The sequence below is a fragment of the Rheinheimera sp. genome (assembly GCF_030824435.1).
Classification (GTDB): Bacteria; Pseudomonadota; Gammaproteobacteria; order Enterobacterales; family Alteromonadaceae; genus Pararheinheimera.
Genome location: NZ_JAVBXS010000016.1, coordinates 1 through 21,576, shown reverse-complemented (window position 1 = coordinate 21,576; position 21,576 = coordinate 1). Strand labels below are relative to the sequence as shown.

Annotated in this window: 20 protein-coding genes and 4 tRNA genes; 14 read left to right on the top strand and 10 right to left on the bottom strand. The window is 47.4% G+C overall.

Annotated elements, in window-relative coordinates; translation table 11 throughout:
- The first annotated feature begins 204 nt into the window (after positions 1-204).
- The 4 genes from RCH83_RS02420 to RCH83_RS02405 all read left to right on the top strand — a co-directional run bounded on the left by RCH83_RS02420 (position 205) and on the right by RCH83_RS02405 (position 624).
- A tRNA-Pro gene (locus RCH83_RS02420) sits at positions 205-281 on the top strand.
- A 36-nt stretch (positions 282-317) separates the two neighbouring features.
- Positions 318-394 (top strand) — tRNA-Arg (locus tag RCH83_RS02415).
- Between the two features lie 36 nt (positions 395-430).
- A tRNA-His gene (locus RCH83_RS02410) sits at positions 431-506 on the top strand.
- Positions 507-547: 41 nt separating this feature from the next.
- Positions 548-624, top strand: a tRNA-Pro gene (locus RCH83_RS02405).
- Positions 625-737: 113 nt separating this feature from the next.
- On the opposite strand, the gene RCH83_RS02400 is transcribed toward RCH83_RS02405, so the two are convergent.
- Complete coding sequence (locus tag RCH83_RS02400; protein WP_306518670.1) at positions 738-1,076, bottom strand: 2Fe-2S iron-sulfur cluster binding domain-containing protein; 339 nt, start codon at positions 1,074-1,076, stop codon at positions 738-740.
- A 253-nt stretch (positions 1,077-1,329) separates the two neighbouring features.
- Positions 1,330-3,792 carry an acyl-CoA dehydrogenase FadE gene (gene fadE, locus RCH83_RS02395; RefSeq protein ID WP_306518668.1) on the bottom strand — a complete coding sequence of 821 codons (2,463 nt, stop codon included), beginning with the start codon at positions 3,790-3,792 and terminating at the stop codon, positions 1,330-1,332.
- Positions 3,793-4,021: 229 nt separating this feature from the next.
- On the opposite strand from fadE, the gene RCH83_RS02390 reads away from it, so the two are divergent.
- Positions 4,022-4,792, top strand: coding sequence for a class II glutamine amidotransferase (locus tag RCH83_RS02390; protein WP_306518666.1), 771 nt, complete (start codon positions 4,022-4,024; stop codon positions 4,790-4,792).
- A gap of 112 nt (positions 4,793-4,904) precedes the next feature.
- On the opposite strand, the gene RCH83_RS02385 is transcribed toward RCH83_RS02390, so the two are convergent.
- The 8 genes from RCH83_RS02385 to RCH83_RS02350 all read right to left on the bottom strand — a co-directional run bounded on the left by RCH83_RS02385 (position 4,905) and on the right by RCH83_RS02350 (position 11,507).
- The gene (locus RCH83_RS02385; protein ID WP_306518664.1) at positions 4,905-5,678 is read right to left on the bottom strand and encodes a DUF3108 domain-containing protein; all 774 of its coding nucleotides are present in this window, start codon (positions 5,676-5,678) and stop codon (positions 4,905-4,907) included.
- The gene (gene purN / locus RCH83_RS02380) at positions 5,659-6,312 is read right to left on the bottom strand and encodes a phosphoribosylglycinamide formyltransferase (protein WP_306518662.1); all 654 of its coding nucleotides are present in this window, start codon (positions 6,310-6,312) and stop codon (positions 5,659-5,661) included. Before purN ends, RCH83_RS02385 begins: the two co-directional genes overlap by 20 nt.
- Before the next feature lie 5 nt (positions 6,313-6,317).
- Entirely contained in the window at positions 6,318-7,370 is a 1,053-nt protein-coding gene (gene purM / locus RCH83_RS02375; RefSeq protein ID WP_306518660.1) for a phosphoribosylformylglycinamidine cyclo-ligase, read from the bottom strand.
- Between the two features lie 114 nt (positions 7,371-7,484).
- Positions 7,485-7,895 carry a hypothetical protein gene (locus RCH83_RS02370; RefSeq protein WP_306518658.1) on the bottom strand — a complete coding sequence of 137 codons (411 nt, stop codon included), beginning with the start codon at positions 7,893-7,895 and terminating at the stop codon, positions 7,485-7,487.
- Complete coding sequence (locus RCH83_RS02365) at positions 7,892-8,803, bottom strand: LysR family transcriptional regulator (protein WP_306518656.1); 912 nt, start codon at positions 8,801-8,803, stop codon at positions 7,892-7,894. The genes RCH83_RS02370 and RCH83_RS02365 overlap by 4 nt, the downstream gene beginning before the upstream one ends.
- 17 nt (positions 8,804-8,820) lie before the next feature.
- Positions 8,821-9,786, bottom strand: a complete 966-nt coding sequence (gene cmoB / locus RCH83_RS02360) for a tRNA 5-methoxyuridine(34)/uridine 5-oxyacetic acid(34) synthase CmoB (RefSeq protein WP_306518654.1) — start codon at positions 9,784-9,786, stop codon at positions 8,821-8,823.
- Positions 9,779-10,540, bottom strand: coding sequence for a carboxy-S-adenosyl-L-methionine synthase CmoA (gene cmoA, locus RCH83_RS02355; RefSeq protein WP_306518652.1), 762 nt, complete (start codon positions 10,538-10,540; stop codon positions 9,779-9,781). Before cmoA ends, cmoB begins: the two co-directional genes overlap by 8 nt.
- 100 nt (positions 10,541-10,640) lie before the next feature.
- Positions 10,641-11,507: a DUF72 domain-containing protein gene (locus RCH83_RS02350; RefSeq protein ID WP_306518650.1), complete on the bottom strand. Its 867-nt coding sequence runs from the start codon at positions 11,505-11,507 to the stop codon at positions 10,641-10,643.
- A gap of 71 nt (positions 11,508-11,578) precedes the next feature.
- On the opposite strand from RCH83_RS02350, the gene RCH83_RS02345 reads away from it, so the two are divergent.
- From RCH83_RS02345 to RCH83_RS02305, 9 genes are all read left to right on the top strand, one after another.
- Positions 11,579-14,392 (top strand): transporter substrate-binding domain-containing protein, encoded by a 2,814-nt coding sequence (locus RCH83_RS02345; protein WP_306518648.1) that lies wholly within the window; start codon positions 11,579-11,581, stop codon positions 14,390-14,392.
- A gap of 76 nt (positions 14,393-14,468) precedes the next feature.
- Complete coding sequence (gene aspS / locus RCH83_RS02340) at positions 14,469-16,256, top strand: aspartate--tRNA ligase (protein ID WP_306518646.1); 1,788 nt, start codon at positions 14,469-14,471, stop codon at positions 16,254-16,256.
- A gap of 135 nt (positions 16,257-16,391) precedes the next feature.
- Entirely contained in the window at positions 16,392-17,135 is a 744-nt protein-coding gene (locus RCH83_RS02335; RefSeq protein WP_306518644.1) for a YebC/PmpR family DNA-binding transcriptional regulator, read from the top strand.
- A gap of 3 nt (positions 17,136-17,138) precedes the next feature.
- A complete protein-coding gene (gene ruvC, locus RCH83_RS02330; protein WP_306518642.1) occupies positions 17,139-17,660 on the top strand; it encodes a crossover junction endodeoxyribonuclease RuvC in 522 nt (173 codons plus the stop codon).
- Between the two features lie 70 nt (positions 17,661-17,730).
- Positions 17,731-18,354 (top strand): Holliday junction branch migration protein RuvA, encoded by a 624-nt coding sequence (gene ruvA, locus RCH83_RS02325; protein WP_306518640.1) that lies wholly within the window; start codon positions 17,731-17,733, stop codon positions 18,352-18,354.
- A gap of 56 nt (positions 18,355-18,410) precedes the next feature.
- Positions 18,411-19,427: a Holliday junction branch migration DNA helicase RuvB gene (gene ruvB / locus RCH83_RS02320; RefSeq protein WP_306518895.1), complete on the top strand. Its 1,017-nt coding sequence runs from the start codon at positions 18,411-18,413 to the stop codon at positions 19,425-19,427.
- A gap of 696 nt (positions 19,428-20,123) precedes the next feature.
- Positions 20,124-20,810, top strand: a complete 687-nt coding sequence (gene tolQ, locus RCH83_RS02315; RefSeq protein WP_306518638.1) for a protein TolQ — start codon at positions 20,124-20,126, stop codon at positions 20,808-20,810.
- Entirely contained in the window at positions 20,810-21,241 is a 432-nt protein-coding gene (tolR, locus tag RCH83_RS02310; protein ID WP_306518636.1) for a protein TolR, read from the top strand. Before tolQ ends, tolR begins: the two co-directional genes overlap by 1 nt.
- 55 nt (positions 21,242-21,296) lie before the next feature.
- The coding region (locus tag RCH83_RS02305) for a hypothetical protein (protein WP_306518634.1) at positions 21,297-21,576 on the top strand (280 nt) is incomplete at its 3' end.

Sequence of the window (21,576 nt, the reverse complement as noted above, 5' to 3'; positions counted from 1 at the left end):
TTCTCACAGCAGCGTCAGATGCGCCAAGCGCAAAGATTTTTTTGTCGGTTATTTGCGTGAAATCAGTGAAATTGCTGGCTTTATCAGCAAAAAAGTCACGAAAGGTTCAAAATATAAGCAAACGAATTTATTGGCAAAAAAAACGTTTGACGCATACGGGGTCGGGTTGTAATATTGCGCCCCGTTGCACTAGTGTAACGTTGTCGGTGATTAGCGCAGCTTGGTAGCGCACTTGGTTTGGGTCCAAGGGGTCGCAAGTTCGAATCTTGCATCACCGACCATCTTTAAGCGGTATGCGCTCTGTGACTGCACTTGATGCGTCCGTAGCTCAGCTGGATAGAGCAACGGCCTTCTAAGCCGTGGGTCATAGGTTCGAGTCCTATCGGACGCGCCACTCGCTTAAAGACTTGTGTTGTGAATTGATACCGTGGTGGCTGTAGCTCAGTTGGTAGAGCCCCGGATTGTGATTCCGGTTGTCGTGGGTTCGAGCCCCATCAGCCACCCCAATCAGTTCAGAAGCAAGTTGTGTAAATATCGGAACTGTCGTCGGTGATTAGCGCAGCTTGGTAGCGCACTTGGTTTGGGTCCAAGGGGTCGCAAGTTCGAATCTTGCATCACCGACCATTTCCCAACTCCCTGTTTTTCTTCTGTTATACCTCAGTTTTTTTCTGAATTTTGTCAAAAACACCAGTTCAACAAATTATTTAGCTGTTAACTCAACTTTATCTGTTTTTTCACTAAGCCAGCTGCTGGTCTCTGTTTCGTTTTTGTCTTTTTGTTTCCGCAACTTCTAACCATAAGTTACTTTGTGCCGTGTTCTGGCAGGCCAGAATCATGCTTGAGTGCAGCTCTGTTGCATCCAGTGCGGCATTGTCTGCGTTTGGTAGAGGCTGCACATTGCCTGCAATCAGCCGGCATTTGCACAAACCACAGTTGCCGACCTTGCAGCCGGACTGGATGTCGACATTGTGCTCAAGGGCAGCCTGCAACAGGCTTTGCCCTTCGCTTACCGGAATGTTAATGCCGTTAAGGTGCATTTGGTACACAGGTGTTTTTTTCAGCCATGAAAACCACATAACAGGACGCTCCTTGTCGTGACTTTGCTTTAACCGCATAGAAGTTACAGCATAGATGGCGATTACAGGGCAGGGCAAGCCGCTCGCAAGGTTTCAGGCTGGTGGTGGAGATTGATTTGGCAGCAGAGCAAAACAGCTTGTTTGCCGGCACTAAAAACAACAACGCCGGCACAGTGGCCGGCGTTGTTTATTTTGTTTTTCACGCGTTTGGTTCAGTCCAAAATTCTAAGAACTTTCACCTTTGACTTTTCGTTTAAGCAGCCTGCTCTGGTTTCGCCGTTTTGGTATTAAACAGCGACTTATCAGCAGCCAGATCCAGTGGATCAAAGTCATCCACATTAATTACATGCAAACGACCGGCTTCAGCAACCCGCAGTTTTTCTGCTTCGGCCTGACTTAACACACCCAGCTCCAGACCTAAATCAGCCACTTCACCTAAACGGTAGAATGGCAGACGTTTGTTGGCGGCATGCACTACTTTATCAAACAGCGGCTCAGCAGCCAGAATATCGGTCAGTGCTTTTTCAATCAGACCTAACTGATTGTTTGGCTCTTGTGTCAGATACAAGTGGCTGCCAAGGCGTGAGCGGGCTTCACAAGGTGTTTGCATAATGCGGGCAACTTTGTGATCCAGCGTATCACTTGGGCGGCGTAAAGTACGGCCCCATGGGAATACCACTCGCTTTAACACCACCGCAACTGCGCGGCTTGGGAAGTTATCAAATAACTCATCCAGTGCCAGTTGGGCTTTGGCCAGGTTGTCTTCACAACCCCATTGCACCAGCGGTAAATCCTGCACCTGACGACCTTCGTCATTGTATTTTTTCAAAATTGTGGAAGTGATATAAAGCATCGACAGAATGTCGCCTAAACGGGCAGAAATACGTTCACGACGTTTTAAATCACCACCCAGGGTTGCCATCGCAATATCAGACATCAGTGCCAGTGAAGCGCTGAAGCGGTTCATCTGACGGTAATAACGGGCTGTTTCATCTTTTACCGGTGCATGTGAGAACGCAGCGTTGGTTAAAGACAACCAGAAAGTACGGAAGAAGTTACTGATACTAAAACCAATATGGCCAAAGAGGGCACGATCAAAAGCAGTCACTGCTGCACGTTCGTCGTCCAGTTGCGCCGCCTGTAATTCAGCCAGCACATAAGGATGACAACGAATAGCACCCTGACCGTAAATAATCATATTGCGGGTCAGAATATTGGCGCCTTCTACGGTAATAGCAACAGGAGCACCCTGATAACCACGGGCTAAATAGTTGTTCGGGCCCATACAGATGCCTTTACCACCATGAATATCCATGGCATCGATAATGGCCTGACGCATACGTTCAGTCATATGGTATTTGGTAATAGCAGAAATAACCGAAGGTTTTTCACCGAGGTCGATAGAACCTACCGACATAGTGGTCGATGCATCGGCCATATAGGCATAACCGCCAATACGCGCCATTGCTTCTTCCACACCTTCCATTTTACCGATAGGCAGTTTGAACTGACGGCGAATACGGGCATAAGCACCTGTTGCCATGGCAACAGCTTTAATACCACCGGTGCTGTTTGAAGGCAGGGTAATAGCACGGCCTACCGACAGACATTCAACCAGCATACGCCAGCCCTGACCTGCCATTTTTGGACCACCGATAATAAAATCAAGCGGCACAAAAATGTCTTTGCCCTGCGTTGGACCATTCTGGAATGGTACGTTCAGCGGGAAGTGGCGACGGCCAATTTTTACCCCTGGGGTGTCTGTTGGGATCAAAGCACAGGTAATGCCTAAATCTTCTTTGTCACCCAGCAGTTTGTCCGGATCCTGCAACTTAAAGGCAAGGCCAAGTACAGTGGCGATAGGGGCCAGCGTGATATAACGTTTGTCCCAGGTTAAACGCATACCCAGTACTTCTTTGCCTTCCCACTCGCCTTTACAGACAATACCAAAATCCGGAATAGCGCCGGCGTCTGAGCCAGCTTCCGGTGAAGTTAACGCAAAACAAGGCACTTCCAGACCTTTGGCCAGGCGCGGCAGATAATGATCCTGCTGCTCTTTGGTGCCATAGTGCTGCAACAATTCGCCAGGGCCTAACGAGTTAGGTACACCCACGATGCTGGATAACACCATGCTTTTACTGGTTAATTTTTGCAGTACACAAGACTGGGCAAAAGCAGAAAACTCTAAACCACCATATTGTTTTTTGATGATCATGGCAAAAAAGCCGTGATCTTTTAAATATTGGTACACTTCCGGTGATAAATCTGCACGCTCGTGGGTGGTGTGCCAGTCGTCAACCATCCGTAATACGGTTTCAACAGGACCATCTAAAAACGCCTGCTCTTCCGCACTTAACCGTGGTTTTGGGAAGTTATGCAGTTTGTGCCAATCCGGGTTGCCACGGAATAAATCGCCTTCCCACCAGGTAGTACCGGCATCAATGGCTTCTTTTTCCGTTGTCGACATTTCAGGCATAATTTTGCGATACAGTTTCAGCAAAGGTTTGGTGATATGTTGCTGACGAATGCCTGCGATATTCAGTGGCAGCGCTATGGCTACAAAAATAACCCAGCTGATCAAGCCCACAGTATTGCTGACAGTGCCTATAGCCAGAATAACCGCAATAGCTGCCGTAAACAGAGTTAAGCTGGCTCTGTGATAAGCCAGTACACCGATTGCTAACAGCAAGCCGATGATAAAGAGTAATAAATCCATATTTGTCTCCAGATAAGAGGTCTGACCACTAACTGGCTTAGGGTAAAGTGGTTCGGCTTAAGATGCAAGTGATTCCTTTGTCAGTCTAGTCGATCTGCTGTCAACTTATGCGGATAGCACCATGCATAGCTGCGACAGCGTTGTTTTGTGCCATTTTGCGCTGTTTATTCGGCCTTACTGCTGCTAACCTCGGGCTATAACAAAGCTTCTATACCAATCAATTGAATATATGTGTGAACTGCTTGGAATGTCGGCCAATGTGCCAACAGATATTTGTTTTAGTTTTAAAGGCTTAAAAGAACGAGGTGGTAATACCGGACCGCATAAAGACGGTTGGGGCATTGCTTTTTATCAGGGCAAAGGCGTGTCGACTTTTAAAGACGCGCAGGCAAGTCATCAATCCGAAGTGGCGAGGCTGGTCAGCGATTACCCGATAAAAAGTAATGTAGTGGTGGGTCATGTGCGTCAGGCCAACCGTGGCCGGGTGGCACTGGAAAACACCCATCCTTTTAGCCGCGAATTATGGGGACGGTATTGGACTTATGCCCACAATGGCCAGCTCAAAGACTATAAAACACTGCCACTTGGCCGCTTTAAACCTGTAGGCACCACCGACAGTGAACAGGCTTTTTGTTATCTGCTTTCCGCCCTTGCCGACAAATACCCTAATGGTCCTGCCAGCAAAAAGCAGCTGTTTCGTTATCTGCTGAAATTAAGTCATGGCCTGCGTAAGCTGGGAGTCTTTAACCTGTTGTTGTCTGACGGCGATTATCTGTTTTGTTATTGCAGCACTAAATTGCACTGGATCACCCGGCGTGCACCTTTTGGTAAAGCCTGTTTATCTGATGTTGATGTGGATATTGATTTCAGCCGTGAAACCACCCCTAATGATGTGGTGACCATAGTGGCGACTTTGCCGCTAACATCCAATGAAAGCTGGCAGGCGATGGCAGCAGGGCAGGCTTGTTTATTTAAAGCGGGAGAGCAGGTTGTGTTTTAAGCTCTGATGACAGGACAGCGCAAAATTTGCCATTTGCATCAGAGATTGACGCAAATGGCCGATGATTATTCTGGTTGAAATCTCTGGTGAATAGCCTAAAGATTCTGGCTGATTATTGCGGCTGGTAACTTTCCAGCTGTACATCAAACTGCTCAACATTGTCTTCAGATTGCCACAGCCGCACCAGCAAATAACCCAGTTCTGGTGCCACCCAGGCATACACCTGTTTATCCGGGCTTTGGCCATAACGTTCGATGCGGATGGCTTTAATTTTGCCAAAAGGCAACGACAACCACTCTTCGGTTGCTACTTTATATTTGTAGTTGCGGCTTTCACCATGACGGTTTAATACGTCATAAACAAAATCTGTTTTGCCAGCCTGTAAATCCAGCACAATCTGACTATGAAAACTAAGTAAGTCCAGCCAGTTGTCGTTCCAGGCTACTTTTTTCAGTTTTTTGCTTTTATCCACTTTCAGGCTTTTATCTGCCCAATCGAGGTTCAGTTCGTAATGGCGGCTTGGCCCTGTGCCTGAACGTTGCATCAGGTATTGGGTGGGTTTAATACGGCCGTCCTGCAGATAAAAACGGGACCGTTCATTGCGTTCATCGCTGAAAATCAGCCAACTGATTTTACTGTGATAACCCAGCTCATAACTGCTACCCTCGCTTTTCAGGTAGCGACTGGCTTCCCCGTGTTTTTTGCCGGAACGATAAATTAAATATTTGGCCTCAAAAGGCTGCAGTACCGCAGCCTGAGCGGCCGGCGCCACTTGTTCTTCCATAGCCGCAGCTAAGCCTGAACTGCAAAAAGTACTCAGGCTAACAGTGGTCAGGCAAAAAAAAGACGCCCACAGGCGCCATTTTTTATTCATTGTCATCATCATCGTCGGCATATCCGTGAGCTGATAAAATCTGGCCGTCTAACAATGCCTTATCTGCAAGGTGTTGTAAACGCTCCTGACAGAACCAACGCACCACCAACGGATAAATCCGGTGTTCCTGTTCATGTACACGCGCAGCAACAACAGCAGCGTCATCATCTGCAAATACCGGTACCTTGGCCTGTAAAACCACAGGGCCGCCGTCCAGTTCAGCTGTGACAAAATGCACACTGCAGCCATGTTCGGTATCGCCAGCTTCAATAGCACGCTGATGGGTATTCAGGCCCTGATATTTGGGCAATAACGAAGGGTGAATATTCAGCAGACGCCCCTGATAATGACTGACAAATTCAGGCGTTAAAATCCGCATAAAACCGGCCAGCACCACCAAATCCGCTTTGTGGGCGTCAATGGTTGCCATCAGTGCCTGGTCATAACTGGCTCTGTCGGCATAAGCTTTATGGTCAAGCACTAAAGCTTTTACACCGGCCAAAGCGGCACGTTCCAGACCATAGACCCCGGCTTTATTGGAAATAACGGCGCTGACACGACCGGCAATAAAGCCGGTCTCGCAGGCATCTAAAATGGCTTGCAGGTTAGAGCCGCTGCCGGAAATCAAGACAACAATTGATTTCATAAGGCTTAAGCGTTCACACCAGGGATAATCACCTGAGCTTCACCTTCGGCTGCCGTTTGAATTTCACCTAAGTGCCAGGCTGTTTCGCCGGCGTCTTGCAGGAATTTCAGTGCAGCATTCAGGTTGTCCGGGCTGACCACTACTATCATGCCGACACCACAGTTAAAGGTGCGGTACATTTCGTGACGGGTGACATTGCCTTGTTGTTGTAACCAGTCAAATACCGCTGGCCACTGGTAACTTTGTTCGTTACAGATAGCTTTAGTGTTGGCTGGCAGCACCCGCGGAATATTTTCCCAAAAACCACCGCCGGTGATATGGCACAAAGCATGTACCGGCACAGTTTTAATCAGGCTCAGCAGGTTTTTCACATAAATACGGGTTGGTGCCATTAAATGGTCGGCCAATGTTTTGCCTTCCAGCAGCGTATCCGGCGTTTGACCGCTGACTTCAATAATTTTGCGGATCAACGAAAAACCATTGGAGTGTGGGCCAGAAGAGGCGAGGGCGATAATTTGATCACCGGCTTTTACTTTAGAACCGTCAATAATGTCGGCTTTTTCCACTACACCTACACAAAAACCTGCGATGTCATAGTCGCCGGCGTGGTACATGCCTGGCATTTCAGCGGTTTCACCACCCACCAGCGCACAACCTGACAGCTCACAACCGTTGGCAATACCGTTCACCACGCTTGCAGCTACATCAACGTCCAGTTTGCCGGTAGCATAATAATCGAGGAAAAACAGCGGCTCAGCACCTTGTACCACGATGTCGTTCACACACATGGCCACTAAATCAATACCCACGCTGTCGTGGCGGTTTAAATCTATCGCCAGGCGCAATTTAGTGCCTACACCATCAGTGCCCGATACCAACACCGGCTCTTTATAACCAGCCGGGATTTGGCACATGGCACCAAAACCACCGAGACCACCAATCACTTCTTTGCGGGTCGTGCGTTTGACGGCGCCTTTGATCCTATCGACCAAAGCCTCACCGGCATCAATGTCTACGCCTGCGTCTTTGTAACTTAATGAAGTTTTTTGCTCGCTCACGGTAATCCTCGATGGCTGAAATAAAGTCAGGGTAAAAAATCCGGCGCATTTTACCCTGTTCTGCGTTCAGACAAAAGGATTATGGCAATGACAGCCGACTTTTCCTTTGTGTTGTTATTGTGTGGCGTTGTTTAACGCCTGAGTCAGATAGGCGTCGACGCTGATCGCAACATCATTGACAATTTTGTTGTAACACACCGAAGCAAAAGGAAATTCCTTGCCATTGTGGCACAAACAAATTACCGGATTGTCGTCACCCAGCTGGAGCTGAGTCCATTCGCCGCCCACTGTTTGTTGGAAGATCTGACCCAGATAAGCACCAAACAAATGGCTTAACGTAAATAAATGTTCTTTGCTGATGGCCTGACGTTTGTGTTGCAGGTGCAATTTCACCAGCAAAGTATCCAGATGAGGAACACTCTTTTTGCTGAAATCAAGGTTCTGCTGATGATGTTCTGCCGCATATTGCACAGCTTCGCTGGCGCTTTCTGTCATCAGTTGTTGCAGGTCATTTTTGTTGATCATTGTGATGTTCCGCTTTTGCCATGCACTGCCAACAGCAACTGACGGAGTTGTCGGCTGCCTGGCCCGAGTTTTTCTTCTTTGGGAGTCAGCAGTGACATAGGTGCCAGCCGCTCTGAACTTTGACTCAGCGGCAGTCTTTTCAGCACGCCAGAGTCTATTAAATGTTGCACTAAATGATCCGGCAACCAGCAAAAGCCAATGCCACTTTTCAGAATTTCAATGGCTTCGTAGAAGTTACTGACGGTCCAGCGTTGTTCAGCTTTAAGCCAGCCGCCAATAGTGTCCATAGGTTTGCTGGCCGTGTCGCGAATGACAATTTGCAAATGCTGGCTAAGTTCATCCAAATCCAGTTTTTGATGCCCGGCCAGCGGATGTTCGCTGCCAACCACAGGGATCATATGGGCAACACAAATAGGTTCGCCAAGATAACCTTTAGGGATCACACCACTGGCGGCTATCACTAAATCGGCTTTGCCTTCGAGGATCACTTCTGTGGTGCCGGTGATCACAGTGTCGATGATCTGAATGCGGGTGCCACGGCTGTGTGGGTGAAACTGGGCTAAGGCCTGATACAAATACTTTTTGGGGTAAACCAGCTCAACGGCAATACGAATTTCCGGCTCCCAGCCCATATCAATGCTGGCGGCCAATAATTCCAAATCTTCAATTTGCGCTGTCAGAATGCGGGAGCGGCGCAGCATTACTTCGCCGGCTTCAGTTAAAAATGCTTTGCGGCCAATTACTTGTAATAGCTCAACACCCAGCTGGGACTGTAATTTGGCCACCGCATGATTGAGGCTGGACTGGCTTTTATTCAGTAAATCCGCCGCCTGGGCATAACCGCCGGCGTCAACCACGGCTTGCAGAATGCGCCATTGTTCCAGGGTTGACTTGGGGCGGTACGGCATAATTTTCCTATTGCCAATCAGGCTGTTGCAATAACTACAGCACGTAGTGGTGCCGGATATCCTTCAATGGTTTTACTATGATCATTCGCATCCAGAAAATCAACCAGACTTTCGTTTTCCATCCAGGCGGTTTTGCGTTGTTCGTCCAGCGACGTCAGATTTAAATCCACCACTTTGGCGTCCTGAAAACCCACCCGCGCCAGCCAGCCAAGCAGCGCCGCTGTGCTTGGAATAAACCAGACATTACGCATTTTGGCGTAACGCTCTCCAGGCACCAGTACTGTGGTTGCATCACCTTCCACTACTAAAGTTTCCAACACCAGCTGACCACCAGGGCGCAACTGGTTTTTCAGCTGCTGCAAAAAATCTATTGGTGATTTGCGGTGATACAACACGCCCATTGAAAACACAGTGTCAAAAGCCTGCAGTTTTGGCATATCGTCAATGCCAATTGGCAGCAGATGCACATTGGGGTCCGGGTTAAAATGTTTAATGGCAGAAAACTGGCTGTAAAATAGCTGGCTTGGGTCTATGCCCACCACAAATTCTGCACCGGCGCCACGCATACGCCATAAGTGATAACCGCTGCCACAACCCACATCCAGCACTGTTCTGTGATTAAGCGGCGCCAGATGTGGCAGCACTCTGTCCCATTTCCAGTCGGAACGCCATTCAGTGTCGATATGCAAACCATGTAAGGTAAAAGGCCCTTTGCGCCATGGCATCAGTTGTTTCAGCAGCACTTCAAGCCGTTGTTTAGCGCCTTCACTCAGTTCATCCGGCGCGCCAAAACTCACTTCAGTGCTGATGTTTTTAACGGCGCTTTGGCTGGCCGGTAAATTGGCCAACACTTTTTGCCACTGTTTAAAGTCACCATGCAAAGCTTCTTTTTGCCAGGCGGCAAGTTGCGCCGGTAATACTTCCAGCCAGGCTGACAATTTGTTTTGCGCTATGGCGGCATAAAAAGCATTAAAATTAAGCATCAGCAGCCTCAGTGTTGGTAGCAACCGGAGTTTTAATAGCAACCATAGAGCAGAAATTAAAACACTGGAACCAGACAGTGCTGCTGCTAAAACCTGCGTTGGCAAAACGCTGTTGGTGCTCTGCAATAGTGTCAGGGCGCATCACGTTCTCAAGTGCTGTACGTTTTTGGCTGATTTCTAACTCACTGTAACCATTGGCTCTTTTAAAGTCGTGGTGCAGGTCAATGAGCAGCTCATGGGTGTGTGGGTCATCCTGTACAAACTTTTCCGACAGAATAAAAATACCACCTGGTTTTAAACCCTGATAAATACGTTGTACCAGCTCGTCTCTGTGCTGTTTGGGTAAAAACTGCAAAGTAAAATTGCTGACAACTATGGCGGCATTATCGATGGCGACATCACGGATATCGGCCAATAACACTTCAACAGGTACATCAGAGCGAAACGACAACAAATGACGCTGGCAACGTTCTACCATGGCCGGGCTGTTGTCGATGGCAATAATTTTGCTTTGGTTATCTTGAAGCTGACGGCGCATCGCTAAACTGGCTGCGCCCAAAGAGCAGCCAAGGTCGTAATAATTGCTGTTATCTTGTTGATACTTAGCCGTTAATTTGCCAATGGTCTGAATAATGGTCTGATAACCAGGCACAGATCGCTGGATCATATCTGGGAAAACTTCAGCGACTGTTGCGTCAAAACAGAAGTCCTGAATCTGAGCCAGCGGCTCGGCGTAAATAAAATCTTTTTGCATACAAATCCACAGCTGACAAAGCCAAATGCCATTAGTTTACCCGATTTGCCGCTGCCACCGTAAGTTGCCGACGGTAGAAAAACGCGGCTCTGTGATGAAGCTATTCACTAAAGAGTGCCAGCTGGCTTTCTGCTTCTTTGGCAAGCTCACCCGGCCAGGGTTGTAAAATGGCATGGGCCGGGCCACCCAATTGTTGTAAGTCAGCGGCAAATTGCCGCGCAAGGGCAGGGGCTTGTGTGTTGTCTGGGGTGTGAAAAAACGCATAAGGCGTTTTGCCGTCGCTCAGCCACAACAACATTTTTTTCAGCCAGGGTTGGTAAAAAGGCCTGTTAGCGGCAATGTTGTCCTGACCGACAAAACGAAACACCGGTGCAGCTGTTAACGCCACCGCATGCACGGGCAAATGTGGTTTTTTGCGCTGAGCATCTTGTAGCGCCGGCGTATCAGCCGGTACTGAAAATAAACTGCGGCTGTCAAAACTCAGGCGTTCACACTGATAAAAACGTAACAGCTGATGCAAAGCCTTTTCGTTGTCGGCTTTGTCAAAAAAACCAGGGTGACGGATTTCAACAGCGCAGGCATGTTGTGCCCGGATAAGCTCCAGCAAGGGTGCCAATTCAGCAAGTTGCCAGGGGCCAAAACGCTCTGGCAATTGCAGATGAATAAAACCAATACGTTCACGTAGCGGGCTTATCAGCAAAAGCCATTGTGCCAATAATTGCGGACCACCTTGCTGGTGGCTGATGGCTTTGGGTACCTTCAGGTTAAAGCGGAAATCGCTTGTGCTCTGCTCCAGCCAGCGTGTTATGGTATCAACAGCAGGGTTGGCATAAAAAGTGGTGTTGCCTTCTACAGCATTGAAAAAACGACAATATTGCGCTAAAAAATCTGCTGATCGGCTATCTTTGGCATAGAGGCTGCCTTGCCATGGTGCGTGAGCCCAAACCGGGCAACCCAAATAATACATAGCTCTCACCTGTAAAAGCGCGATGCCGGTCGGGCATGCGCCGGCACTGTGAATCATAGAAGAGTAACATAATGAAGTTATGCCTTGTGTTGTTGATTCTGTGGTGTGGCCTGTTTGCTGCGCCTGATGTACAGGCTGTTGAGCCGCCAAAACCGCTGCGTATTGCTATCAGCAATGATAGTTTTCCTTATATGTATCTGGACAGTCAGGATCAACCTGGTGGTTTGGTGGTGGACTGGTGGCGCGCTGTTGCGGCCATTGATGGCAGAGCCATCGAATTTGTGGCTGTCGACTGGACCGATATTTATCAAACCCTTCATGATGGCAAAGCGGATGTGATTGGTGGCCTGGCTGTGACGCCTGAACGTGCCGCCAACTACCTGTTAGGTGAACCTGTGGCAGAAGTGCACAGTAATGTGTTTATCCACCGGGACTTAAATCTGGTGAATAACCTGCCGGCTTTGTTACCTCATCTGGTTGGGGTTGTGCGTAATTCAGGCCATCTGGCAACCATTCAGCAAAAACAACCCGATTTGGTTTTACAGCAATTTGATCACACCAGTGCGATGTTTGATGCCGCTATTGAAGGACGGATCAAAGCTTTTATTAGTCTGGACCGGTTAACACCCCGTTATGCCAGAATTCAGTTGCTAAGTGAACTTTATCCGTTGTTTAAAAAAATCCCTCTGGAAAAGATGCAGTTAACTTATGCTTTTCCAAAAACATCGACTGTATTGGCGCAAGAAATAGCGGTATTGGCGTCTAAGTTGCCTGCTGCTGTGCCAGACAAGCTGCAACGGCGCTGGCTCAGTGGTATCAGCAGCGACGACACCATAGTGTTGTCATTGTCTGTAGGCAATCAGCCGCTGATGAGTGTGGCCAACAATGGTCAGCCACAAGGGCTGCTGGTTGATTTGTGGCGGCTCTGGTCTGAAACCACGGCAATTCCAGTGGCGATAGTGCCGGATACCACACCTTCGGGGTTAAAAAGTTTAAGCCAGGGGCGGGTTGATGTGCATATGGGTTACCCCTACCATCCGGGCCTTGGCAGCGGTGTGCAAAATGCTTACCCCATTTATAATCTGAGTTCCTCATTTTATTATCCAAAAAACCAAAACATCAGCAATCTGAACGAGTTAAAAAGCCCGGTTGGGGTGTTTTTATCTGCTGCTTATTTAAAAGAGTTGCGTCAGGATTATCCGACGCTGCAGCTGGTGGCTTTTGACAAACTGGAAGAAATGCAACAAGCGCTGGAACGTAAAGAAATAGCCGGATTTTTTGGCGCTGATCTTATTATGCAACAACGTCTGATGTTGCAACAAACAGATGCTTACCGGGTACTGGACTATCCCAAATACCAGACCAGTCTGCAGGTGCTGGTGCGGGAAGGAAACAGCGTGCTGGCCGACAAAATCCGTTTGGGTTTTGAAGCCCTGACTCAGGATCAGCTGGAACAAATTGAACAACGCTGGATTGCTTCCCCCGAGCTGGCCTATTTTGCCCGTTTCCGGCAGCAGGTTCCGCTTGGGCAGCATGAACAGGATTGGCTGGCTGAACACAGGGTGCTCAAAGTGGGCGTGATGGCCGATTGGGCGCCAATGGAGTTTGTTGACCAGAATGGTCAGTTCAGCGGAGTGACACAGGATATTCTGCAAAAACTGAATCAGCGTCTGGGCACCAGTTTTAGCGCAGTGCCTTATCAGCATTGGTCTGAGTTAGAAGCTGATTTTGCCGCCGGCAAACTGGATGTGGTGGCCAATATGTCAGATCTGCCACATAGGCGTAAGTTTGCATCTTTTAGCCATAATTTCTGGCCTTTTCAGTGGACTTTAATCAGTCATAACGCCGTGATGGAAGTGACGGCACTTAGTCAGCTCAACAATAAAAAAGTGGCTGTGTTAGAGGACTACCAGATAGTGAAGTTTTTTCAGGCCAATTACCCTGATATTCAGTTGAGTTTTACCAAAGATTTGGCACAGGGTTTGGCCATGCTGCAAAGTGGCGAAGTTGAATTTGTGGTCGACACTGTCATTTCGTCAGGCCGGGCCTTGCGTCAGGGTGAAAACAGCAATCTGCGTATGCACCTGCCGGTGGATATGCCCACTTACCCTTCATTATTTGCAGTGCGCAAAGACTGGCCTGAGTTGTTACAAATTCTGGATAAAGGCTTAAAAACGTTGAACGAAACCGACAGAAGGGAAATTCTCGATCGTTGGTTTTCGGTCGAAATTCATCAGGGTTTTGACGAAGATCGTGTGATAACGCTGGTGCTGCAAATTGTCGGTATCGGTGTTGTACTTTTGGTGGTGGTGTTTTTCTGGAATATTTCCCTGCGCCGCGAAATAGGCCTGCGCCGCGAGATGGAAGAAAAAATGCGTTTTATGGCCACCCATGACGACTTAACCAAACTGGCCAACCGCAATCTGCTGGAAGAGCGGCTGAACCAAGCTTTGATGCAACATGCCCGTCATCATGAAAAACTGGCATTGTTGTTTCTGGATTTAGATGGTTTTAAAGAAGTGAACGACCAACATGGCCACCATGTTGGGGATGAACTCTTGGTGAAAGTGGCGGAAGTACTGCAACATTGTGTACGTAAAAGTGACACTGTTGCCCGTTTTGGCGGTGATGAGTTTGTCATTCTGCTGACTGGATTACTGGACAAAGATGATGCCGCCATAGTGGCGGAAAAAATTCTGCTGCATTTATCCAACCCGCTGCAATTGTCGGCCTGTGCCGCCAGAGTGGGGGCCAGTATTGGCATTGCTTTATACCCCGATAACGGCATTGACAGCCAGCAGATGCTGAAGGCCGCCGATGGCCTGATGTACCGTGCTAAACAGAGTGGTAAAGGCTGTTATCGTTTTAGTCATCAAGGGCAGTGACTTTGGCTTTCTTTTCTATATAATTGGCGCTCATTTTTCAGCGTAAAGCTTAAGTACCGGTAGAAAGGATCAGTGCATGCGTAGTCATTATTGCGGTCTGTTGAACGCACAACATGTCGGGCAACAAGTTTCTCTGTGCGGTTGGATCAACCGTCGTCGTGACCTCGGTGGTCTGATTTTTGTCGATCTGCGTGACCGTGAAGGTCTGGTGCAGGTGTTTTTTGATCCGGATTTAACACAAATGTTTGCTCAGGCTGCTGAGCTTCGTAACGAATTCTGTGTGCAAATTACCGGCACAGTGCGCGCTCGTCCTGACTCACAAGTGAATAAAGACATGGCAACAGGTGAAGTGGAAGTTTACGCTTCAGCCTTAACCATTCTGAATAAAGCACCGGCGCTGCCACTGGACTTTAACCAGAACAACAGCGAAGAGCAGCGCTTAAAATACCGTTATTTAGATATCCGCCGCCCTTTGATGAGCGACAGATTAAAATTTCGCGCCAAGGTCACAAGCTTTGTCCGTAACTTTATGGACAGTAACGGCTTTTTAGATATTGAAACGCCCATTCTGACCAAAGCAACACCTGAAGGTGCCCGCGATTATTTAGTACCAAGCCGCACTCATAAAGGCCAGTTTTTTGCGTTACCACAATCACCACAGCTGTTTAAACAGCTGCTGATGATGGGCGGTATGGACAGGTATTATCAGATCGTCAAATGTTTCCGTGACGAAGACTTACGTGCTGACCGTCAGCCGGAATTCACCCAGATTGATATCGAAACCAGCTTTATGACAGCCGAACAAGTGATGGCTGTGACCGAAGAAATGGTGGTGTCGATGTTTAAATCGATGCTGGATGTGGATTTAGGCAAATTGCCACAGATGACCTATTTTGAAGCCATGCGTTTATATGGTTCAGACAAACCGGATTTACGCAATCCGATGCAGTTTGTTGACGTGGCTGATTTACTCAAAGACGTTGATTTTAAAGTGTTCTCAGGTCCGGCCAATGACCCGAAAGGCCGTGTGGTTGCATTAAAAGTACCAGGCGCTGCTGAAAAAGTATCACGCAAAGACATCGACACTTACACCGCTTTTGTTGGTATTTATGGTGCCAAAGGTTTGGCCTGGTTAAAAGTTAACGATTTGACTCAGAGCCTGGAAGGTATTCAGTCACCTGTTGCCAAGTTTTTAACGGCAGATATTGTTGCTGAAATTTTAGCACGCACAGCTGCACAAAACGGCGACTTGATCTTCTTTGGTGCGGACCGTGCCAAAGTCGTCTGTGAAGCCATGGGCGCTTTGCGCTTAAAACTGGGTGAAGATTTGGGTATTACCCAACCTGGCTGGAAACCACTCTGGGTTGTTGATTTCCCAATGTTTGAAGAAAATGATGACGGCAGTTATTCCGCCGTACACCATCCTTTTACCTCACCTTTGGACACTGCAGCTTTCCTGTCAACCGACACCGACAAGCTGGAGCTTGGCACTTTATTATCCAACGCCTACGACATGGTGCTGAACGGCACTGAGTTAGGTGGTGGTTCTGTGCGTATCCACACACCTGAAGTGCAGGCGAAAGTGTTCCAGTTATTGGGTATCAGCGATGAAGAAGCCGCTGAAAAATTTGGTTTCCTGTTAGAAGCCTTACGTTATGGTGCGCCACCACATGCAGGTTTGGCTTTTGGTCTGGACCGGTTAGTGATGCTGATGACGGGGGCAACTTCAATCCGTGATGTAATGGCGTTCCCAAAAACAGCCACTGCCGCTTGTCCGCTGACAGATGCTCCTGGTTTTGCCAATCCGCAACAGTTAGCCGATTTAGGTATTGCTGTAGTTGCCAAAGCAGAAGTTGCCAAATAAGGCCGTGTTTTATTGGTTCAGCTTTATTGTGAAGAGCACAATAAAATAAATTGAGGCGGCGACAGATAGTCGCCGTTTTTATCTGTGTTGATTGAGCATATCAAGCCAAAGCGCATATCTTGATGGAGTATAAAAATGGCAGGTCATAGTAAATGGGCCAATATGAAGCACCGCAAGGCGCGTCAGGATGCCAAAAAGGTAAAAATATTTACCAAACTGATCCGCGAGCTGACAGTGTCCGCTAAACAAGGACCGGATCCGGATGGTAACCCAAGGTTAAGAACCGCTATTGCTAAAGCACTTTTAAACAATTTGTCGCGTGACGTGATAGAGCGGGCGGTAAAACGCGGCGCAGGTGAAAACGGCGGCGAGAATTTTGAAGAGCTGGTGTACGAAGGTTATGGCCCGAACGGCGTCGCTATTATTGTCGAAACCCTGACTGACAACCATAAACGTACAGTGCAGGATGTGCGCAGTGCTTTTACCAAATACGGTGGCAACCTGGGTACTAACGGTTCTGTTTCTTATTTGTTCTCGCGTCAGGGTTTATTAAGTTTTGCCGCTGGTGTCAACGAAGACCAACTGATGGAACAAGCGCTGGAAGCCGGTGCTGATGATGTAGTTGCCCACGATGACGGTTCTTTTGAAGTGGTCACGACCCCTGAGCTTTTTGTTGATGTAAAAGAAGCTTTAGAGCGCGTAGGCTTGCACGCAGAACATGCTGATATCAGTTTAGTGCCGGCCACTAAAGCGGAAATTGACGCTGATACTGTGGTGAAATTCTTTAAACTCATTGATATGTTAGAAGATTTTGATGACGTGCAAAACGTTTATCATAATGCAGACATAGCGGATGATGTTTTAGCTTTGGTTGAATAACCTTTGAATATTATTTTAGGCATTGACCCAGGCAGCCGGTTAACGGGTTATGGCGTCATTCGCCAGCAAGGTTCCAAATTTGAATATATTGCCAGCGGTTGTATCCGGATGACGCTTGGCGAAATGCCGGACCGGCTAAAACAAATTTTTGATGGCGTCAGCCAAATCATCGAACAAACCCAGCCGACTGTTTTTGCAATAGAACAGGTGTTTATGGCGCGCAACCCTGATTCTGCGTTAAAACTGGGGCAAGCCCGTGGTGCTGCTATAGTGGCGGCCAAAGTGGCAGGGCTACAAGTGTTTGAATATTCGGCCCGTCAGGTGAAACAATCTGTGGTGGGCACTGGTGCTGCCGATAAAACCCAGGTGCAGCATATGGTAAAAACTTTGCTGAAGTTGCCGGCCAGCCCACAGGCTGATGCCGCTGATGCTTTAGCCGTTGCACTTTGTCATGGACATACCCAGCAAAGCCTGATTAGCATGGCAGGGCAAGCCAGTAAAACAGTACGTGGCCGCTTAAGATAAAACGCGTGCAGCCGCGGCATGTCAGTGCACAGATAACAATAATTCGCATTTTTATGCAGCAGGATTTTTTATGATTGGCCGATTAAGGGGCATTATTGCCGAAAAACAAGCGCCGGACTTACTGATTGAGGTGGGTGGTGTGGGTTATGAAGTGCAGTTACCGCTGACCAGTTTTTACACTTTGCCTGCTGTTGGCCAGGAAGCCGTTATTTATACCCATTTTGTTGTGCGCGAAGATGCCCAGCTGTTATATGGTTTTGCCAATCCCACAGAACGCAGTTTGTTCCGCCAGTTAATTAAAGCCAACGGCATAGGCCCTAAAATGGCGCTGACTATTTTATCGGGTTTAACCGCCAGTCAGTTTGTGCGTTGTGTACAACATGACGACATCAGCACCTTAGTGAAATTGCCCGGCGTTGGTAAAAAAACCGCCGAACGATTATTGGTGGAAATGCGCGATAAACTCAAAGATTGGGGTTTGTCTATCGCAACCCCTGTCACTGATCATCTGGTGTTAGGTGATGACGAAGTGCAAAACTTTGAACTGAAAGAAAGCCCGGAAGCAGACGCCATCAGTGCGTTAATTTCACTGGGTTATAGTCAGGCACAGGCGGCATTGGCCGTGAAAAAAGTATTTAAGGCAGATTTTAGCAGCGAACAGCTGATCAAGGCTGCGTTAAAATCAATGATTTAATAGTGATTTAACAAGGTTTTCTGTTGGGCAACCACAGAGTGCCACTGAGTAAAGCCATGATAGAAGCAGATCGTTTAATAGCACCTTCAGCGACCCGCGAAGATGAAGTGATAGACAGGGCGATTAGACCTAAGACGTTGGCCGATTACACTGGTCAGACGCATGTACGTCAGCAAATGGCTATTTTTATTGAAGCTGCACGAGGCAGGGGAGAGCCACTGGATCACTTATTGATTTTTGGCCCACCAGGCTTAGGTAAAACGACGTTGGCGATGATAGTTGCCAATGAAATGGGCGTGAATATTAAACAAACCTCAGGCCCGGTACTGGAAAAAGCCGGTGATTTAGCTGCGCTGTTAACCAATCTTGAACCAAATGATGTGCTTTTTATTGATGAAATTCATCGGTTAAGCCCGGTTGTTGAAGAAATTTTATATCCGGCAATGGAAGACTATCAGCTCGACATTATGATTGGTGAAGGTCCTGCAGCCCGCTCTATTAAACTCGATTTACCACCTTTTACCCTGGTTGGCGCTACCACCAGAGCCGGTGCTTTAACCTCGCCTTTGCGTGACCGTTTTGGCATAGTGCAGCGTTTGGAGTTTTATAAAGTCGAAGAGCTGGCGCAGATTATTTTGCGTTCGGCCCATTTTCTGAATTTACAACTCGATTTGCCAGCCGCCACAGAAATTGCCCGTCGTTCGCGCGGTACACCTCGTATCGCGAACAGGTTGCTCAGAAGGGTGCGGGATTTTGCTCAGGTAAAATCCAATGGTGAAGTGAGCATGGATATTGCCAATCAGGCGCTGTTGATGGTGGACGTTGACGCTCAGGGTTTTGATTATATGGATCGTAAGTTGTTGCTGGCCATCATAGAAAAATTTATGGGCGGTCCTGTAGGTCTTGATAATCTGGCGGCAGCTATAGGTGAAGAAAAAGACACTATTGAAGATGTGATAGAGCCTTTTTTAATTCAGCAGGGTTTTATTCAGCGCACACCCCGTGGCCGTATTGCATCACCGCACGCTTATAAACATTTTGGTTTTGATTTGCCAGGCTCAGATCAGGAATAACGCCAGCCAGCCTGAATGATTGGGATTTGGGTTATGGATGAGTTGCAGATGCAAAATGGCAGGTGATGTATCAGCAATGCTTTGATTTTCAGGCAAAAAAAAGCCCGCTAAACAGCGGGCGAATGCAACAAGTTGAAGTAGAACTTCAAAAATCCAGGGAACATGCTGAGCGATCCGATTTATCTTGCGATCAATCCAACCACTCTGTGATCTCAACTACAGTGAAACACCCTCGTATTACACCGTTGCGCTAGCTCAGAACACCTGCGTATCTTAAAGATTTAGAATATTTACTTCAAACGAGAAAAATTGCCATTTTACATTAGAAAAAATAATGCGAATAGAAATTCAGAAATACTGAATAATGGTCGCTATTGTTGCGGAAGGCTTATATTGTCTGTATTTGACATTCTAAAGCTGAACCCGAAATGAATACTTAAGATTACTTTTTTCATCGATTGTCGACATTGCTATCGCTTTTTGCTGTTCTATCGCTGAAATTGCTCAATTCAACGTAAAAAATGAACTTTTACCCGACATTTGTCTCAACTGAACGGCAAAGTGGTACCGTCTGTGGTGAATGCGAATTATTTTTCGAGATAGCGGGGGCTGCGCTGTTGAGTTAGCACGCTGTGTCACCTATCATAGCGCCCAAATTTGTGACTTTGTTTTAGTGTTTTTTAGAGGTAATTTCTGGTGGCCGGTCAACTTTCAATTCTCGATCTGATCCTTCATGCAAGTTTTATAGTGCAATGTGTGATGGCTATTCTGTTAACCGCCTCAATTGTGTCCTGGGCGATGATTATTCAACGTAATAAAGCGTTAAATTCCGCCATCGAAGACACCCGTAAATTTGAAGACCGTTTTTGGTCTGGTATCGATTTATCCAAACTTTACAATGAAGTAAGTGCCAGGGCTAATGTCAGTGGTATGGAATCTTTATTTAAAGCTGGTTTTAAAGAGTTTGCCCGTTTGCATAAAACCAATGCCCGTCAGCCAAGCGCTGTGATGGAAGGAACCCAGCGTGCTATGCGTGTTGGTTTATCACGCGAAGTTGAACGACTGGAAATGCATTTGCCGTTCTTAGCAACTGTTGGTTCTATCAGTCCTTATATCGGTCTGTTCGGTACTGTCTGGGGTATTATGAACTCCTTTATTGCATTAGGTGCAGTGCAGCAGGCAACGCTGGCGATGGTAGCACCTGGTATTGCCGAAGCGCTGATTGCTACTGCCATAGGTTTATTTGCGGCTATTCCTGCTGTTATTGCCTACAACAGATTTTCCCATCGTGTTGAACAACTGGAAAACTCCTACGCAAACTTTGTCGAAGAATTTGCCAATATCCTGCATCGTCAGGCTGTCAGCGGTGGAGACGGTCAATAATGTACGTGCGCAAAAAACGCCGCATGGTGGCTGAGATCAACGTAGTACCTTATATCGACGTCATGTTGGTACTGCTGATCATCTTTATGGTAACCACACCTATCATCACTCAGGGTGTCAAAGTGGAATTGCCTAAATCAAAAGCTGAACCTATTGAGCAGATGAAAGATGGCAAAACACCGATAGTGGCCACTGTTGATGAAGCCGGTTTGTATTATTTTGAAAAAGATGGTGTGAATAAAGGGCCGATGAATGCTGAACAATTGCAGGCCGAAGTAACCGACAGTCTGAGCATTGAACCTGGTACTCAAGTGATCATTAAAGGTGATGGCCGGGTAACATATAGTTCGGTGATTCATTTATTAAACCTGTTAAAAGAAGCCGGAGCGCCGGCGGTAGGATTGATGACAGAAGACGTGGAGTCCAAATAACATGGATCCGTCGTTTAAGAAGGCGCTGCAGATATCAGCAGGTGTGCATCTGCTGATGTTTCTGGCGCTGTTTATCAATTTTAATTTTTTTAATAAAAATGAAGTGATTGTAGTGCCACTGTATTCGGCAAGTAATGCACCTTTGCAAGCCAGTGTGGTTGATAATCCGAAGTTAAAAGAAGCGGACAAAGCAACCAAAAAGAAACCTGAGCCGAAAAAAGAGCCACCCAAAAAAGAACCTGAACCTGAAAAAGAACAGCCAAAAGAAGATCCGGAAATAAAACGGCAAGAGGCAAAAAAACTTCAGGCGGAAAAAGAACTGATCGTAAAGAAAA